The 15,764-nt window shown below is 73.9% G+C and carries 14 protein-coding genes; 3 read left to right on the top strand and 11 right to left on the bottom strand.

Features of this window, described 5'->3' with window-relative positions; all coding sequences use genetic code 11:
• Positions 1-684 carry a snapalysin gene (snpA, locus tag ACFVVO_RS31655; protein WP_390059514.1) on the bottom strand — a complete coding sequence of 228 codons (684 nt, stop codon included), beginning with the start codon at positions 682-684 and terminating at the stop codon, positions 1-3.
• Between the two features lie 185 nt (positions 685-869).
• Between snpA and ACFVVO_RS31660 the strand changes: the two genes are divergently transcribed.
• From ACFVVO_RS31660 to ACFVVO_RS31670, 3 genes are all read left to right on the top strand, one after another.
• Positions 870-1,841, top strand: coding sequence for a LysR family transcriptional regulator (locus tag ACFVVO_RS31660; protein ID WP_390059515.1), 972 nt, complete (start codon positions 870-872; stop codon positions 1,839-1,841).
• Between the two features lie 80 nt (positions 1,842-1,921).
• The gene (locus ACFVVO_RS31665) at positions 1,922-2,770 is read left to right on the top strand and encodes an alpha/beta fold hydrolase (RefSeq protein ID WP_390059516.1); all 849 of its coding nucleotides are present in this window, start codon (positions 1,922-1,924) and stop codon (positions 2,768-2,770) included.
• A gap of 132 nt (positions 2,771-2,902) precedes the next feature.
• Complete coding sequence (locus ACFVVO_RS31670; RefSeq protein WP_390059517.1) at positions 2,903-4,171, top strand: hypothetical protein; 1,269 nt, start codon at positions 2,903-2,905, stop codon at positions 4,169-4,171.
• A gap of 41 nt (positions 4,172-4,212) precedes the next feature.
• On the opposite strand, the gene ACFVVO_RS31675 is transcribed toward ACFVVO_RS31670, so the two are convergent.
• From ACFVVO_RS31675 to ACFVVO_RS31720, 10 genes are all read right to left on the bottom strand, one after another.
• Entirely contained in the window at positions 4,213-5,787 is a 1,575-nt protein-coding gene (locus ACFVVO_RS31675; RefSeq protein WP_390059519.1) for a hypothetical protein, read from the bottom strand.
• Between the two features lie 153 nt (positions 5,788-5,940).
• Positions 5,941-7,080: a sugar phosphate isomerase/epimerase family protein gene (locus tag ACFVVO_RS31680; protein WP_390059520.1), complete on the bottom strand. Its 1,140-nt coding sequence runs from the start codon at positions 7,078-7,080 to the stop codon at positions 5,941-5,943.
• An 11-nt stretch (positions 7,081-7,091) separates the two neighbouring features.
• Entirely contained in the window at positions 7,092-8,495 is a 1,404-nt protein-coding gene (locus ACFVVO_RS31685) for an alkaline phosphatase family protein (protein WP_390059521.1), read from the bottom strand.
• Positions 8,492-9,661, bottom strand: coding sequence for a metabolite traffic protein EboE (gene eboE / locus ACFVVO_RS31690; protein ID WP_390059523.1), 1,170 nt, complete (start codon positions 9,659-9,661; stop codon positions 8,492-8,494). Before eboE ends, ACFVVO_RS31685 begins: the two co-directional genes overlap by 4 nt.
• A gap of 5 nt (positions 9,662-9,666) precedes the next feature.
• The gene (locus ACFVVO_RS31695) at positions 9,667-10,515 is read right to left on the bottom strand and encodes a TatD family hydrolase (RefSeq protein WP_390059525.1); all 849 of its coding nucleotides are present in this window, start codon (positions 10,513-10,515) and stop codon (positions 9,667-9,669) included.
• Positions 10,515-11,150, bottom strand: a complete 636-nt coding sequence (locus tag ACFVVO_RS31700) for an EboA domain-containing protein (protein ID WP_390059527.1) — start codon at positions 11,148-11,150, stop codon at positions 10,515-10,517. Before ACFVVO_RS31700 ends, ACFVVO_RS31695 begins: the two co-directional genes overlap by 1 nt.
• Positions 11,147-12,043 (bottom strand): sugar phosphate isomerase/epimerase family protein, encoded by an 897-nt coding sequence (locus ACFVVO_RS31705; RefSeq protein WP_390059528.1) that lies wholly within the window; start codon positions 12,041-12,043, stop codon positions 11,147-11,149. The genes ACFVVO_RS31700 and ACFVVO_RS31705 overlap by 4 nt, the downstream gene beginning before the upstream one ends.
• A gap of 67 nt (positions 12,044-12,110) precedes the next feature.
• The gene (locus ACFVVO_RS31710; RefSeq protein ID WP_390059529.1) at positions 12,111-13,016 is read right to left on the bottom strand and encodes an SCO3242 family prenyltransferase; all 906 of its coding nucleotides are present in this window, start codon (positions 13,014-13,016) and stop codon (positions 12,111-12,113) included.
• A 182-nt stretch (positions 13,017-13,198) separates the two neighbouring features.
• Positions 13,199-14,323: an inositol-3-phosphate synthase gene (locus tag ACFVVO_RS31715; RefSeq protein WP_390059531.1), complete on the bottom strand. Its 1,125-nt coding sequence runs from the start codon at positions 14,321-14,323 to the stop codon at positions 13,199-13,201.
• Positions 14,324-14,418: 95 nt separating this feature from the next.
• Positions 14,419-15,753: a ThuA domain-containing protein gene (locus tag ACFVVO_RS31720; RefSeq protein WP_390059532.1), complete on the bottom strand. Its 1,335-nt coding sequence runs from the start codon at positions 15,751-15,753 to the stop codon at positions 14,419-14,421.
• Positions 15,754-15,764: the final 11 nt, after the last annotated feature.

Below are 15,764 nucleotides of genomic sequence, written 5' to 3' on the forward strand. Positions count from 1 at the left end.
TCAGCCCACCTTGTTCAGCTTGTCGAGGGCTTTGGCGAGACCGTTGGCCCACAGCTGGTTGACGCGCGACCGCTCGGTCGCGTTGGGGTAGCGGTTGGTGCAGGACGTGCCGGGTCCGCCGCCCGACATCAGCTCGCTGCACGGGCCGCTGTAGTGGTCCGGCAGCCCCAGCACGTGACCGGTCTCGTGCGCGGCGACGCGGATCGAGTCGTACTGCCGGTTCTGCGCGTAGTCGAGGAAGATGTAGCCGCTGCCGTGGCCGTTGGTGGAGGCGTACGAGCCCCGTGAGTCGTTGCCCTCGTAGTACGAGAAGTCGGCACTGCCCGAGGTGGACTGCAGCTTGACGTTGCTCACGGAGCTGTTCCAGATCGAGGCGGCGCTCGATATCTGGGAGCGGAACGTCGGCGCCTGGGAGGCGTTGTAGTACACGGTCACCGACTGCAGGTTCGGGTGCGCCGCCTGCTTCTTGGCGACCGAGTTGAGCACGGCCTCGAAGAACGCCTTGTTGTTGGCCGCCTCGTGGGCCGAGCCGGTGTAGCCGGCCCGGACGATGGCGGTGGAGCCGGTGGTCTGGGCGCTCGCCGGGATCGCGCTGCCCAGGGCCGCGAACGTCACGCCCAGGCCGAGCGCCAGCAGTCTCCTGGAGGCCTTCGCGGACGTGGAGGACGTACGGGTGGACGTCATGTGGGGGGCTCCTACTCGTTCGTGTGGGGTGGTGAACGATCGGTCGCCCAAGAGTCTGGGTCAGCCCGGTGGCCGAGCGGATGATGGCAACTGGGGATAGCGCACGGCTATCAGGGCGACTCGTGCTGTTCCGTTGGCGTTTGAACATCTGGCGCCTCATCAGACGCAGCCCTTACGCTCCGCGCATGGAGCTCGAGGTGAGGCACTTACGCGTGCTGTGCGCCATCGCGGACGCCGGCAGCCTGCACAAGGCGGCTCGTGAACTGGGCATGGCCCAGCCTTCGTTGAGCACTCAGCTGCGCCGTATCGAGCAGCTGCTGGGCGGCCGTCTCTTCACCCGCGACCGTATGGGCAGCCGCCCCACGCCGCTGGGACACATCGTGGTGAGCCGTGCCCGGCCGCTGGTCGCCGAACTCACCGCGATCGTGACCGAGACACGGGCCGCGGCCGCCCGCGCGGCGGGCGGTCCCCGGCTGCGCATCGGCGCCACGGCCAGCCGGGCGATTCCGGGCTGGCTCAGCCGGCTGCGCGCCCGCATTCCATCCGTCGAGCCCAGCCTGCAGATGGACGTGTCCGCGAACGCCCTGCTGCGGCAGGTCGCCGAGGGCAGGCTCGACCTGGCGTTCGTGCACGAGGTCGAGGGCAGCCCGCTGCGCGTCCCGGACGGGCTGTGTCTGCGGGTCCTGGTGGAGCGCGAGCCCCAGTTCGTCACCATGGCCGCCGACCACCCCGCGGCGGCCCGCCGCGAGGTGCGTCTCGCGGATCTGGCGCACGACCGCTGGATGGTGGACGCCACGGTCGACGGCGAGTGGGACGGGGTGTGCCGGGTGCTGCGCGCCGCCGGGATCGAGCCCGATCTGCTGCACGGCGACTACCTCACCGCCTACTTCCTGGCCGCCATCGGCGAGGTGGTCACGGTCAGCCAGCCGACCGCGCTCCCGCCCCGCTCCGACCTGGTCATCCGGCCCCTCCAGGGTGACCCGATAGGAGTACGGCTGCTGCTCGCGGCCCGGACGGCGGACGAACTCGGCGCCGGTTGCCGCGAGTTGGAGGAGGCCTACTGGGAGGCGGCCCGTCAGGCGCCGGCATACCAGGAGTGGCTGGCGCGCGGGGCCGCCGGGCGGCCCGCACAGGCTCTGCGTGCGGTGGGCGCCTGAGGAACGATGACTTCCGGGCGGCTGCCGGGTCAGTACGCCGGCCGTATCCCCGTCCGCGCCCCTCCGGGAGGAACCGCATCATGGAGAACGTTCAGGTCGGCGAGTCCACCGTGGATTCGCCCGACGGCCGCAGGCTGCGCGTCTACGACACCGGAACCGGCGGTCTTCCCGTCCTGTGGCAGCACGGCACGCCCAACGTGGGCCTGCCGCCCGAGCCGCTCTTCGCCGCCTCCGCCCGGCTCGGGATCCGCTGGGTGTCGTACGACCGGCCCGGGTACGGCGGATCTGCTCCGGTCCCCGGGCGTACCGTCGCGTCGGCCGCCGACGACGCCCGCCGGGTCGCCGACGCGCTCGGCCTCGGCCGGTTTGCGGTCATGGGCCACTCCGGCGGCGCCTCGCACGCCCTGGCCTGTGCCGCGGTGCTGCGCGAGCGTGTGCTCGGCGTGGTCGCAGTGTCCGGGTTGGCCCCGTTCGGCGCCGGGGGGCTCGACTGGTTCGCGGGCATGGCCCCGTCCTGCCGTGCCTCGCTCACGGCGGCAGCGGCGGGCCGCGAGGCCAAGGAACGGCACGAGGCGGAGGCGGAGTACGACCCGGAGATGTTCACCCCGGCCGACCACGCGGCGCTCGCCGGGGACTGGTCCTGGTTCGACAAGGTCGTCCGGCCGGCCGTCGCCGCCGGTCCCGGCGGGCTCATCGACGACGATCTGGCCTACGTCCGTCCGTGGGGATGCGATCCGGCGTCGGTCACCGCTCCGGTGCTGATCCTGCACGGCGGGCTGGACCGGGTCGTCCCCCTCGCCCACGGACGGTGGCTGGCGAGCCGCTGCCCGTCCGCCGAACTCCGGCCGCGGCCCGCCGACGGGCACATCTCGGTGCTGGCCGGAGCCGCCGGCGCCCTGGAGTGGCTGGTCCGGCACGCCAGGGGGTGACGGCACCCGGCGGCCGCGGCCGATCCGGGTCCGTGTGCAACCCTCGGGCGGTCTTGGGGGTCTTCCTTCGGGGAACGCGCGTTCCCTCCAGGTTCACCTGTCCGCAACAGCCGCTCCACCCACGAGGATTCCATGCCCCCCACGCTCTCCGGCTCCCGCGCAACGCGCCGAACCGCCGGTGCCGTCGGCGCCGTCGCCCTGATCGCCCTCGGTGCCGCCCCCGCCGGTGCCGCGGACCCGGAACCCGCCCTTGTCCTGGGGAAGATCGCCCCGATCGACGGGCTGCGACCCGGCAGCGAGTTCACGGTCCCGACCTCATTCACCAACACGGGTACCGCGGCGCTCGGCAAGGTCTGGATGTCGTACTCCGTCACCCGCGGGCTCGCCCACACCGAGGTGCCCTCCAACTGCTCCCGCTACGAGATCACCGACTTCGACGAGGAGCCGAGCCACTCGGTGGTGGTCTGCGAGTTCGACCAGACGGTCAAGCCGGGCGTCGTCTACGCCCCCGAGCGGCCGCTGACCCTGAAGGCGCTCGACCACGCCCTCTACGACGAGCTGCGGGTGACGGTCGACAGCACCGAGACCGGTCAGGGCGACGGCGCCTCCGAGCCGGTGCGGGGCACCGGGCCCGCGCTGAGGCTGGTGGAGCGGCCCGACGAGACCCCGGCCGCCCCCGGCAGCGCCCAGCACCCCGGCTGGGACGCGTCGACCGTGAAGGTGACCGCGAAGAACACGGCCGACTTCCAGGTGGGCGAGGCCCGGATGAAGGGCCGGGCCGGGGACACGGTGCCGCTGGTGGTGAAGTTCACCAACGCCGGGCCCGGCTGGGTGCTGCGGGAGATCGGCGCCGGGGCGACCCGGGTCCGTGTGAAGATGCCCGCCGGTACGTCCGTCACCAAGACCGACGGATTCTGCAAGAGTCTGGGATCCGGCACCTACGAGTGCGGCACCGCCCAGGCCTGGATCAACGAGGGCGAAGGCGGGACCTACCGGTTCAAGCTGAGGATCGACAAGGCGGTGCCAGGGGCCAGGGGCTCGGTGGCGCTCGCCGGGCAGCCGAGGCCGTTCGACACCCACAAGGCGAACGACACCGCGGACATCGTGCTCGACGTCACCGGCGCCGGCTCCACGACGGGCGGCGGCTCGACGTCCACCACCGGGGGCTCCGGCACCGGAACCACCGGCGGCTCGGCGTCCGGGTCGGCCTCCGGTTCCGGGTCGAGTGCCACCGGCGGCACGGCCACGACCGGCACCACTGGCTCGGCCGCCACCGGCGGTGGGCTGGCGAACACCGGCGCCGGACCCGCCCTGCCGCTGGCGGGCGCGGCGGCCGGGGCCGTGGTCCTCGGCGCGGGCACCGTTCTGGCGGTCCGCCGCCGCGCCGCCCGGCAGCGCTGACGGTGACCGGATGCGGGGCGGGCCCGGCCCGCCCCGCGCGGTCAGTAGGTGGACCCCAGGGTCCGGGTCGTGTAGGCGCATTCCGTGTAGACGTACCCGGACCGCAGCGTGGCGGTGTCGGAGGCCGGCGTGGCGGTGCTGTCGCCGTGCGGCTTGTGCACGAAGTACGTGGTGCCGACCGGCAGGCTGAGCGTGCGCTGCGGGTAGTGCCGGCCGCTGTCGTCGCAGGGTTTGAAGCCGGTCATGAGCGTGCTGGAGAGTGAGTAGGCCTTGCAACTGCCGCATCCCTTGAGGGTGAAGCTGCCGGTGACCGGTCCCGTGTACAGGACGGTGACGTCGTCGGGGCTGTCGTTCTTGACCGTGACGGAGATGCTGCCGCCGGAGGCGGTGGTGGGCAGCTTCTTCCCCGCGGCCGGCAGCGTCCGGGCCACCTCGGCGCCGATGGCTATCTTCTTGGCGCGCTCCAGGTTCCCGCCGTGCTTGTTGCCGTCGGCGTAATCCTCCATCGTCTTCCGCGCAGCGTCGAAGTCGCCGTCCTTGAACTGGTCTACGCCGCAGGAGTACTGCCCCGCGTTCCCGCTGCGGCCCGCCCGGCCGGCTGTTCTGGTGAGGTCGTCCGCCGTGTCCGCAGCGCCGGCCGCGCTGCGCGCCAGGTCGGTGATCCGGCTGTTCAGGCTGTTCAACCGCTCGACGGCCGCGCAGGGTTCACCGCCGCCGACGCCCTTCTCGGCCTTGCGTACCGCCGCGTCCACCGCGGGCGCCACCCTGGCCGCCGGGGCGGACCGCGGGAAGGCGGTCAGCAGGTCGCCGAAGCGCGCGACCCAGTCCGCCTCACCGCCCGTCAGGCCTGCCGATCCGCACTCGTACAGCGAGGTGGCGAGGCGGTCGTCCGGCCACCGGGCCAGTGAGCCGAGCTGCCGCTTCGGCATGGTGCGGGGCACCGTGCGCAGGTAGGTGAGCGGTTCGACGGCCGCGCAGTAGTCCTGGTGGCCGTAGGCCGCGCCGACCGTCGTGTAGTAGGTCCGCATGCGGTCGGGGACCTGGCCTGCCGCGCGGGAGCCGGGGTGCTCCACCGCGAGGTCGCGGTAGACGTCCAGGGCGGTCAGGTAGTCGGACCGGGCGGTGGCGAAGGAGTGCCGGCCGGCCGCCGTCACCAGGTGGTCGGCCCGTTCGAGACGGTCCAGGAGCGCCTGTTGCACGGCCTCCTCCCGCGCGTCCCGGTACCGGACGGCGCCGCCCGCGGGAACGGCGAGCAGCAGTACGGCGAGCAGCAGGGCGAGGGGCGCGCCGGCCGGTCCGGTGAGCCGGGTGCGCAGTCCGACGACCGCGCCGTGCACGGCCGCGAGCAGCAGCAGTACGCCGTAGAGGACGAGGGCGAGTCCCGGGACGCCGTCCGGGTCGGCGGGCAGGGCGACGAGCAGCAGGACCGCGGTCCCCGCCCAGCAGGCGGCCATCGGCAGCCATTTTCGGACCAGTGCGTAGCCGAGGCCGAGACCGCTCAGGTTGAGCACCGCGACGGCGGCCGCCCGCAGGCCGTCCGGCGGCGCGGGCGGCGGTGCCTGGGGCATGGGCGGTACGGCGAATCCCGGTCCCGGGCCGTACGGATTTCCGGACATGGCGGCTCCCCCCGTCAACTGTCCCCACATGTCTGCGGATGGGCAGTGTAAGGCCGGTGGGGCGGCCCCGACAGGGGGTGTCCGGGACGGTGTCCGCGGGGGCGGCGGAGGGCCGCGCCGGGGCACGGCACGGCCCTCCACTGCGGACCGCCGCTAGCGGCGCAGGGCGGCCAGGTTGCGGTAGCCGATCGCGGCGTGTTCCAGGGACTGGCCCGGGTTGGTGCCGCTCGGGGCGTTGTCCTGCTCGACCATCGGATTGTGGTAATTGCGGTGGCCGACACGGGAGAAGAACGTCGTGTAGTCGATGACGCCGGTACCGAACGGGACCATGTCGTAGCCCATCCCGTTGGTGTTGTTGACGACGCCGTCCTTGGCGTGGAACAGGGGGTAGCGCTTGTCGTGGCGTTCGACCAGGCCGGCCGGGTCGAAGACGTCGGTCCGGGTGGAGCCGTCGTGGGCGGTGTAGGTGCGGAACTTGTACTGGGCCACGTGCGCCCAGAAGATGTCCATCTCCAGCCAGATCAGCTTCGGGTCGGTGATGGACAGGAAGTACTCCAGCTTGCGGATGCCGGAGCTGCGGGTGGGGCGGCCCTGGTCGTCGAGCGGGCCGCCGTCGAGCAGGAAGCCGTAGGCCGCGTCGTGGTTGTGGGTGTACAGCTTGAGTCCCTCGCGGCGGGCGAGCGCGCCGAGGGCGTGCCACTTGTCGGCGGCCACGTCCCAGTCGGCCCTGTAGGAGCTGCTGGTGGGGTCTCCACCGGTGCCGACGTGGGCCATGCCCAGGATGTTGGCGATCTCCAGGTGCTTCTTGAAGGTGTCCAGGTCGGCGCTGCCGAGCGGCCAGGAGCCGGGGATGAAGCCGTGGTTGCCCTGGGCGCGCAGCCCGTTGTCGTCCAGCCAGCGGCGCAGCATCCTGGCGCCCTCGACGGACTCCAGGTTCGCGCCGCCGGGCGCGTTGGCGTGCTGGCCGTAGCCGGCGAACTCGACCTGGCGGTAGCCGAACCGGGCCAGTTGCTCGAACACGGCGCGGAAGCCGGACGGGAGGGAGCTGGTCAGCGGGTCACGGCCGATCGCGTCGCGCACGGTGTAGAGGATGATGCCGCGCTTGTCCGCGGGCACCAGGGTGTGACCTCGGCCGGAGGAGGCCGTCTTGGGCGCGGCGTGCACCGGAGCGGCGCCGAGGACGGGCGCGGCGATCGCGCCCGCCGCGACGGCGGTGCAGGTGCTCAGGAAGCCGCGGCGGCCGATGCCGAGGCTGCGGCGCAACTGGTCGTCGATGTCATGCGTGTTGTTCACGGGTGCCTTCCTCAGGACGGGGCGTCGGCGCCGGGACCGGCGAGACGGAGCAGGAGTGACTTCACGTCGGTGGCCGCGATGCGGTCGCCGACGGCGCGGGGGGTGGAGCACAGGAGGAGCGGACCGTCGTCGTCGCTCATGGGCAGCCGGCCGTGGCTGCCGCGGATGGGTGAGGGGTCCAGGGGGACGACCGCCATGCGGTAGCGCAGCCCGAGCTTCTTGCGGGCGAGGGCGGAGGCAGCCCTGAGCTTCACGTAGGGGTCGAGCGGGTCCATGAACAGCTCGACCGGGTCGTAGCCGGGTTTGCGGTGGATCTCGACGAGCCGCGCGAAGTCGGGCGCGCGGTCGTCGTCCAGCCAGTAGTAGTACGTGAACCAGGAGTCCGGTTCCGCGACGGCGACGAGTTCGCCGGCGCGTGGATGGTCCAGTTGGTGGGCCTTCTTGCCCTCGTCGTCGAGGAGTTCGCCGATGCCGGGGAGTCCGTCGAGCGCGGCCCGGGTGGCGGCGAGGTCCTCGGGGCGGCGGACGTAGACGTGGGCGATCTGGTGGTCGGCGACGGCGAAGGCGCGTGACGCCATCGGGTCGAGGTACTCCATACCGTCCTGGGTGTGCACCTCCAGCAGGCCGGCGCGGCGCAGGGCCCGGTTGATGTCCACGGGCCGGCTCACCGGGGTGATGCCGTACTCGGACAGGGCGACGACCGTACGGCCCTCCGCCCGGGCGTCGTCCAGCAGTGGGGCCATGGCCGCGTCGAGGTCGGCGGCCGCCCGCAGGGCACGGGGGTCGTCGGGGCCGTAGCGCTGCAGGTCGTAGTCGAGGTGCGGGAGGTAACAGAGCGTCAGGTCCGGTCGGCGGGTGCGGATGACGTGCCGGGTGGCGTCGATGATCCACCGGCTGGAGACCAGGTCGGCGCCGGGCCCCCAGAAGTGGAAGAGCGGGAAGGTGCCGAGCCTCTCGGTGAGTTCGTCGTGGAGGGCGGGCGGCCGGGTGTAGCAGTCGGGTTCCTTGCGGCCGTCGGCGTAGTAGACCGGGCGTGGGGTGACGGTGATGTCGGTGTCGGCGCCCATCGCGTACCACCAGCAGATGTTGGCGACGGTGTAGCCGGGGTGGGCGCGGCGGGCGGCGTCCCACAGCTTGTCCCCGGCGACCAGCCCGTTGTGCTGGCGCCACAGCAGGACGTCGCCGAGTTCGCGGAAGTACCAGCCGTTGCCGACGATGCCGTGCTCGGCCGGCGGGGCGCCGGTGAGGAAGGTGGACTGGGCGGCGCAGGTGACGGCCGGCAGCACGGTGCCCAGGTGGGCCCGGGAGCCGGCCGCGGCGAGGGCCTCGAGGTGCGGCATGTGGCGGAGCAGTTTCGGGGTGAGACCGACGACGTCGAGGACGAGCAGCGGGGTGGGCCGGCCGGTCGCGGTCATGGCAGCTCCTTCAGGCCGAGGTCGGTCAGCAGGTCGCGGGCGAGGGCGAGTTCCGCGGCGATGCCGTCGGTGAGCCGGTCGCGTGCGCGGGGGCGCAGCTCGGGCGGGAGCGCCTGCCAGGTGTAGGTCTCCACCTCCAGGTGCCGGGTGAGCGGGCGGGGGCCGCCCACGAGCCGGGCGAGCGCGGCCTTGAGCACGGGGAGGGTGGCGGTGAGGGGTGCCGCCGGGGCCGCGTGCAGCGGGACGTGGAAGTGGGCCCGCCAGGGTGCGCCGGAGGGCAGGGCGTCGCCGCCGAGGGCCTGGTCGAGGTCGTCGGTGCCGTGCAGTCCGGTCTCGGTGACGGTGCGGGTCTGGTGCAGGAAGCGGGGTTCGGCGAAGGCGGCGAGGGCGGTGCGGACGGCCGGCCGGGCGGGGTGTTCGGCATGCAGCGCGGCGGAGAGCTGGGACTTGACGACGGGTACGCCGGCGGCGGCGAGGGCGTCCAGCGCGGCGCGCGGCTCCTCGAAGGAGGTGGCGAGGTGGCAGGTGTCCACGCAGACGCCGATGCGGGGGTGCCCCACGGCGGTGAGCGGGGCGAGGGCGTCGCCGGTGGTCTCCACGGTGCAGCCGGGCTCGGGCTCCAGGCCGACCCGGATGGAACGGCCGGTCAGCTCCGCCAGGGCGTCCAGGCGCTCGGCGAGGGTCAGCAGGGCCCGGTGCCCGCCCCGGGCCCGGTCGGCGGTCCAGGCGGTGCGCCAGCCGAGCGGCAGGGTGGAGATGCTGCCCTCGGTGACGTCGTCGGGCAGCAGCGCGGCGAGGATCCGCGCCAGGGCGGTGGTGTGGGCGAGGCGCTCCGGGTCGGCCCAGTCGGGCTGGTACACGCGGTACTTGACCTCGGCGGCGCCGAACCCCTCGTACGGGAAGCCGTTGAGGGTGACGACCTCCAGGCCGCGCCGCCGCAGTTCGCGGCGCAGAGCGCGCAGGGCGGAGGGGTCGCCGTCCAGGGTGCGGGCGGCGTCGCGGGCGAGCCAGAGGCCGATGCCGAGGCGGTCGCGGCCGAGGCGGCGGCGCACGGGCTCGCAGTGGTCGCGGAGCTGGGCGAGGACGCCGTCCAGGGTCTCGGCGGGGTGGACGTTGGTGCAGTAGGCGAGGTGGACGGTGGTGCCGTCGGGGTGACGCAGCCGCATTGCGGTCACTCCCCGCCGCGCAGCAGGGAGTTGCCCTCGTGGGTGGCCTCCGGCGGGCCGGTCTCGAGGTCCAGCCGACCGCTGAGGCCGTAGAAGGCGACGGGGTTGCGCCACAGCACCCGGTCGACGTCGTCCTCGGTGAAGCCCTCGGCGAGCATCAGGTCGGCGACCCGGCGGATCTTCAGCGGGTCGCTCCTGCCCCAGTCGGCGGCGGAGTTCACCAGGACCCGCTCGGGGCCGTAGGTCCGCAGGATCGCCACCATCCGGTGCTCGTCCATCTTGGTGTCGGGGTAGACCGAGAAACCCAGCCAGCATCCGCTGTCCTTGGCGTCCTTGACAGTCGTCTCGTTGAGGTGGTCGACCAGGACCCGGTCCAGGGGGAGGGCGGACTCGCGGACCGCGTCGAGGGTGCGGCGCAGCCCGGCGAGTTTGTCGCGGTGCGGGGTGTGCACCAGTGCGGGCAGGCCGTGGTCGGCGGCCAGTTGGAGCTGTGCGGCCAGGGCCTTGTCCTCGGCCGGGGTCATGGAGTCGTAGCCGATCTCGCCGACGGCGACGACGTGGTCCTTGACGAGGTAGCGGGGCAGTTCGTCCAGGACGGGCAGACAGCGGGGGTCGCCCGCCTCCTTGGGGTTGAGGGCGAGCGTGCAGTGGTGGGCGATGCCGTACTGGGCGGCGCGGAACGGCTCCCAGCCGAGCAGCGAGTCGAAGTAGTCGAGGAAGGAGGCGGGCGAGGTGCGGGGCTGGCCCAGCCAGAACGAGGGCTCCACGACGGCGCGGACGCCCGCGGCGCGCATGGCCTCGTAGTCGTCGGTGGTGCGGGAGGTCATGTGGATGTGGGGGTCGAACAGGCGCATCAGGACTCCTCGCGGGGCTGCGCGGCCAGGGTCAGGACGTGATGGAGGCCGCTGGGCACGGGCCGGCCCGCGGCGGTGCGCTCGGCCGCGAAGTCGGCCAGCATGCGGGCGAGTTCGGCGTCGCCGCGGGCCCGTTCGGCGAGGCCGGCGACCAGGTCGACGGGGACTCCGGTGAACAGGCACTTCAGTACGGCGTGCCGCCAGGCGTGGGGTTCGAGGTGGCGGGCCCCGTAGGGGCCGAGGGCGGCTGCGACCAGCCGGGTGTCGTTGGTACGCAGGGCGTCCTCGACCAGTGCGACGGCGTCGGGGCCGGGGACGAGATGGGGCAGGGCGTGCAGGACGGCACGCCGTTCGGCGGCGGTGCCCTGGTGGTAGACGCGGCTGAGCACGGCCGCGTCGGCGCGGGCGGCGTGCAGGATGAGGACGCGGACGGCGTCGGCGTGCCGGGTGCCGCAGCGGCGGCCCGCTTCCGCGAGGCGGAGCTCCCACACGGAGATCGGCCCGCGCCCGCCGGGGTGGGCGGCGGCCTCCTCCATGGCCTGGTGGAACCAGGCGCGGGCGTCCGGGTCGAGGTGGGTGTCGAGGTGGTCGCGGAGAGCCTCGGGGCCGGTGTCCGGGACGGGTGAGGCGTTCATGCGGTGCTCCCTTCTGGCACGGCCGCCCTGCCCGGGCCACCGGTGGCCGCGGCGCGCAGGAACCGCAGGGACGCCTCCGCGTACCGGGGGCCGGCGTGGGAGTGGCGGGGCAGTTCCACGACCGTCAGTCCGCGGTAGCCGGTCGATTCGAGGGCGGCGAGGACGGGCGGGAAGTCGATCTCTCCCTCGCCGAACGGGAGGTGCTCGTGGACCGATCGCCGCATGTCCTCGATCTGGACGTGCCGCAGCCAGGGTGCGGCGGCGCGCACGCAGTCCGCGGGCGGCAGGGGTTCCAGGCACTGGCAGTGGCCGATGTCGAGGGTGAGGCCGAGGGCGGGCGGGTCGCCGAGCAGGCCGCGCAGGTGGTGGAAGTCGGCGAGGGTGGCCAGCAGGTGGCCGGGCTCGGGTTCGACGGCCAGCGGGACACCGGCGGCGGTGGCGGCCTCCACGACGGGAGCGAGTGCGGCGGCGAGCCGGGACCAGGCCGTGGCGCGGTCGCCGCCCGGTGGAACGATTCCGCTGAAGGAGTGCACCGCGTGCGCGCCGAGGTCGGCCGCCACCCGCACCGCGCGCAGCAGCAGGTCCACGCGCCGGACACGGGCCCGCGGGTCCGGGTCCAGGAGCGAGGGGCCGTGCTTGCGGCGCGGGTCGAGGACGTAGCGGGCACCGGTCTCCACGGTGACCGTGAGCCCCAGCTCGGCGAGGCGGCGGGCTAGGTGCCTGGTGCGGTCGGCGAGGCCGGGGGCGAGCGGGTCGAGATGCATGTGGTCGAGGGTCAGTCCGACGCCGTCGTAGCCGAGATCGGCGAGGAGTGCGAGGGCGTCGCCGAGCCGGAGGTCGGTGAGGCCGTTGGTGCCGTAGCCGAAGCGGAGGGCCGATGGCTGAGGGGTCATGCGGGGCTCACCTTCCTGTCGGCCGAGCCACCGGGATGCGCGGGGCGAGGGCGCGGTCGCCCGGGCGTCATGTGAGGCTCACCCGCCTCGCGAACCGGCGGGCCAGCGGGCCGAGGGCCGCCGTGACGAGGGCGGTCGCGGTGGCTCCGGTGCGGGCGGCGAGGGCGGCCTGCAGCGGGATGGTGGCGCGGATGCCGGCGCCCACGGCGCGCTGGGTGAGCGGCGGCGACGGGTTGAGCGCGGCGTGCAGGTAGGGGCGGGCGACGGTCGCGGCGTAGCCGGCGGCGAGAGCGGTGCCGAGGAGGGTGGGCGGGCGCGGTGGCAGTGCCCGGGCCAGCAGAGCGGTCGCGGTCAGGGCCGCGAGCGGGGTGAGCGGGGAGCCGGTGCGGGTCTCCTGACGGGAGACGGCGGTGACGGCGAGGGTGTGGGTGCCGAGCAGTGCGGCCGGGGCCAGTGCCGGGCGGACGCGGCCGGTGGTGGCCGCGGCCCCGAGCAGCAGGTCGAGGCCGCGGGCGGCGGCCATCGCGCCCGGGCCGGCGGGCGTGCGCTTCAGGCCGAGGTCGTACGACCAGACGGTGGCCGCGAGCGGTACGGCGACCGTCAGCGCGGGGCGTCCCGCGCGGGCGGCCAGCGCGAGACCGGCGGCCGTGAACACGCAGGCCGCGGTGAGGGCGGCGGCGGGGCGGACCCGGCCCGATGGAAGGGGCCGGTGCGGGCGTTCGACGGCGTCCTCCGCGCGGTCCGCCCAGTCGTTGAGCGCCATCCCGGCCTCGTACAGACACAGCGAGCAGCCGACGGCGAGCAACGCGCGCCGACCCGGCCGCCCGGCACCGGCGGCGGCGACTCCGGCGAGCGCGTCCCCCGGAACGGTGAACAGCGCGGGCAGCCGCAGCAGTTCGGCCCAGGCGTTCAGCCGGACGGAGGGGGGTGTGGTGGCGGAGGGAGGACGGGTGCCGGCGGAATCCGCCGGCACCGCGACCGGGCCGGCCGCGCCGGTTCCACCGGACGCGTCCGTTCGGGTGCGCCGGTACTCCGATACGTCTCCGGCCCGCCGGCGCCGGGCGGCCGTGACAGGGCCCGGGCCCGCAGCCGCGCCGGCCCGTGTGGCGGACGGCACCGGCAGGCCCGGTGCCGCGGCCGACCTCCGCGACCGGATCACTCCCCCTCCCCCAGCCGCGAGGCGAACCGCACCAGTCCCGCGTACTGCTCCGCCAGTGCCGCCGGGGCGCCGCCGACCGGGTCCTTGAAGAAGAAGGCCAGTTCGGTGAGGGGGCCGGTCAGGCCGCGTTCGTGGGCGCGGGCCGTGAGGCGGGCCAGGTCGAGGACGAGGGGGGCGGCGAGGGCCGAGTCGCAGCCCTGCCAGATCGTCTGCAGGATCATGCGGGTGCCGAGGAAGCCGTCGAAGGCGATGTGGTCCCAGGCGGTCTTCCAGTCGCCGAGCGCCGGCACGTCGTCGATGTGGACCTCACCCTCGGGCGTGCCGCCCAGGGTGTCGGTGAGGACGCGTTCCTTGCCCGCGTTCTTGGCCGCGGCGGCGGCCGGGTCGGCCAGCGAGGCGCCGTCGCCGCCGCCGAGCAGGTTGGTGCCGGACCAGGCCCGGACGTCCAGGGCCCGCTGGGCGAACATGGGGCCGAGGACGGAGCGCAGCAGGGTCTGGCCGGTCTTGCCGTCACGGCCCGCGTACGGCACCGCGCCCGACGCGGCGAGCGGGGTGAGGGCAGGGTGGTGCAGGCCGGTCGACGGGGTGAAGTTGACGTAGGGGCAGCCGGCGCGCAGGGCGGCCGCCGCGTACAGGGAGCTGGGCGGCAGGTGCGGTCCGGTCGGGACCGGTTCCGTGGAGGCGACGTTCACGACGACGGCGCGGGCCAGCCCGTGCCGTCGTACGAAGTCCTGGATGTCGGCGGCGAACGCGGTGATCAGCCCGTCCTCGTCCCGGGCGTCGCCGGGCTGCGGGCCGCCGGGCCTGATCTCCCTTTCGGCCTCGGTGAGTTCGGCCTCGACGGCGGCGGGCAGTCCGGGCGGCAGGACGCCGCCCGCGGCCAGTTCCTCGGCACGCTTGGGCAGCGGGCAGTCCGTGGTGTCGTGGCCGCCGAAGACCAGGGACGCCAGGGCGGGCAGGCCGCTGCGGGCGAAGGCGGACGTCTCGGTGACCAGGCCGGTGGGCGGGCGCAGGCCGGCCGTCACGGCGGCGCATCCGGCGACGACGGTGGTGGCGACCGAGCCGCGGGCCCCGACGAGCCAGACGCCGGTGCGAGGGGGACGGGAGAGGGACGCGGGCATGAGCAGCCTCCTTGTCCAGGGCGTGAGCTCGACAGGGCCCAGAGGTGGGGGTGGTGACGGCGGGCGGGAGTCCGGCGTCTCCCGCCCGCCGCCGTTCAGTGGCCCTTGCCGGGCAGTTCCTTGATCCGGACGTCACGGAAGGACACCTGGTCGCCGGCCCCGTGGTTCTGCAGGCCGACGTGTCCGTCGGTGAGGCTCCGGGCCGGGTCGGTGTTGGTGAAGTCGTTGATCTTCACGCCGTTGAGCCAGATCCGCAGGCGTTCGCCCTGGATCCGGATCTCGTACGTGTTCCACTCCCCCGGCGGGTTCAGCGCGCGGTCGCGCTTCTTCAGGTCGGCGGACCGGAAGCCGTAGACGGAGCCGGTGGTCTTCTCCGGCACGTCGGTGGCGTCGATCTGGATCTCGTAACCGTTGTTCACGGCCGACCACGGGTCGTCCGAGGGCGGGAAGCCGACGAACACACCGGAGTTGTCGTCGCCGGCCACCTTCCAGTCGAGCTTCAGCGAGTACGAACCGAAGCTCCTGCCCGCGTACCAGAGCAGGCCCATCCCGCCGGACGAGGTGAGCGTGCCGTCGGCGGAGAGGGTGAAGGAGCCGGGGCCGGCCTGCTTCCAGCCGTCCAGGGAGGCGGAGGTGCCGTCGAACAGCCGGCTGTATCCGTTCTCCGGGCGGCAGTCCGCCCGCACGTCGCCGATCGCGTACCGCAGACCGCCCAGCAGGTGGGCGCGGAACGCGGGTTCGGTGTACGACTCCTTCGTGTGGCCGCCCCCGGTGTAGAAGGCGCGGCCGCCCTGGTACTCCTGGCACCAGGCGATGGGGTGGTCCCCCGCCATGGTGCCGCCGGAGTACGACGTCTCGTCGAGCGAGGCGAGGACGTGCGCCCGCTCGCGGGGGTTGGAGCGGTAGTTGTACCACTCGTCGGTGCGCTCCCAGGTCCGCCCGAGGTGCGCCGTGGCCGGGTTGGCGCGGTCCTCGACGTCCACGGTGGCGGGCTGGATCGCCGGGTGGTTCTGGAACCAGGCGCCCGCGAGGCCGCCGTAGAAGGCCCAGTCGTACTCGGTGTCGGCGGCGGCGTGCACGCCGACGTAGCCTCCGCCGTGCCGGATGTACCCCTCGAACGCTTCCTGCTGGGCGGTGTCGAGGACGTCGCCGGTGGTCGACATGAACACCACGGCGTCGTAGCGGCTCAGGTTCTTGTCGGTGAAGGCGCCGGCGTCCTCGGTGGCGTCGACGGTGAAGCCGTTCGCCTCGCCGAGCTCCTCGACGGCCGTGATGCCCTCGGGGATCGAGTCGTGCCGGAAGCCGGCGGTCTTGGAGAAGACCAGGACACGCTTGGTGTGGGCCGGGTCCGACACGGCGGGTGCGGTCACGCAGCCGACGAGCAGGGCGGCGCCGAGCACCGCGGTGGTGATTCTGCCTGTGGGTCGCACGGTGTGTCCTC

Origin of the sequence: Streptomyces sp. NPDC058145, from assembly GCF_042884245.1 — a bacterium.
Classification (GTDB): domain Bacteria; phylum Actinomycetota; class Actinomycetes; order Streptomycetales; family Streptomycetaceae; genus Streptomyces.